The 1,193-nt window shown below is 73.8% G+C and carries 1 protein-coding gene; it reads left to right on the forward strand.

The genetic code is table 11. The annotated features are described in order from the left end of the window. Positions 1 to 155: 155 nt before the first annotated feature. Entirely contained in the window at positions 156 to 911 is a 756-nt protein-coding gene (locus tag H5J30_RS34460; RefSeq protein ID WP_018838123.1) for an NUDIX hydrolase, read from the forward strand. Positions 912 to 1,193: the final 282 nt, after the last annotated feature.

Consider the following 1,193-nt stretch of genomic DNA (forward strand, 5'->3'; position numbering starts at 1 on the left):
GCCCTTCGCGGTACGCGTCAGCCGCCTCGGCCTCGCCGTCGTGGAAGAGGCCGCCCCCGGGCTCCAACTCGGTTCCTGAACAGCCGCCCCCGTCCGTCCGGCCCGTCTCCCGTGAAGTCCTGATTATCGTCAGGCAGACGACTAAGATCCCCGCCATGCCCCCCTACGAGCCGTCCGCCTACCCGCCGTTCGCCGTGACCGTCGACCTGGTCGTGCTCACCGTGCGCCGGCACGCTCTGAGCGCCCTGATCGTCCGCCGCGGCGAGGCCCCTTTCCAGGGCCGGTGGGCGCTGCCCGGCGGCTTCGTACGCGAGGAGGAGGACCTGAGCGAGGCGGCGGCCCGCGAACTCGCGGAGGAGACCGGCCTGCACGCGCACGGTCCGGTGGAGGAGGACACTCCCGCGCACGCCGCGCACCTCGAACAGCTCGCCACCTACGGCGATCCCAAGCGCGACCCGCGGATGCGCGTGGTGAGCGTCGCCCACCTGGTGCTGGCCCCGGACCTGCCCGCGCCGCGCCCCGGCGGAGACGTCGGCGGCGCCCGCTGGGCGCCGGTCGAGACCCTGGTCGGGCCCGCGGACGACGACGAGGAGCACCCGCCGCTGGCCTTCGACCACCGCCGGATCCTGGCCGACGGAGTGGAGCGGGCCCGGTCGAAGATCGAGTACTCGTCGCTGGCCACGGCGTTCTGCCCGCAGGAGTTCACGGTCGGGGAGCTGCGCCGGGTCTACGAGGCCGTGTGGGGCGTCGCCCTCGACCCGCGCAACTTCCACCGCAAGGTCACGGGCACCCCCGGCTTCCTGCTGCCCACCGGTGGCACCACCACCCGCCAGGGCGGCCGTCCCGCGCAGCTCTTCCAGGCCGGCGGCGCCACGATCCTCAACCCCCCGATGCTGCGCCCCGAGGTCTGACCACCGCGCTCGCGTCCCCTTCCCACCGCACCCGGGCAGCCGCCGGGGCCGGTCCGCCAGGGCGCGTCCGTCCGGACATACGAGTCGTACGAGCACACATCCGCGACGCCGCACCGCGCCCCGAGTGAATCCCGCTCCGGGCGCGCCTCCTGCGCAATCATCCCTATATGTCGGATATCAACCGATTTTGGGAGGTGCGGTGATCCAGGCCATCGGACTCACGAGCAGGCCCCGCGGCGGCCGTCCGCCGGCCGTGCGCGACCTCACGTTCGAGGCCGCGGA

Origin of the sequence: Streptomyces phytophilus (genome assembly GCF_013870535.1) — a bacterium.
GTDB classification, from domain to species: Bacteria; Actinomycetota; Actinomycetes; order Streptomycetales; family Streptomycetaceae; genus Streptomyces; species Streptomyces phytophilus.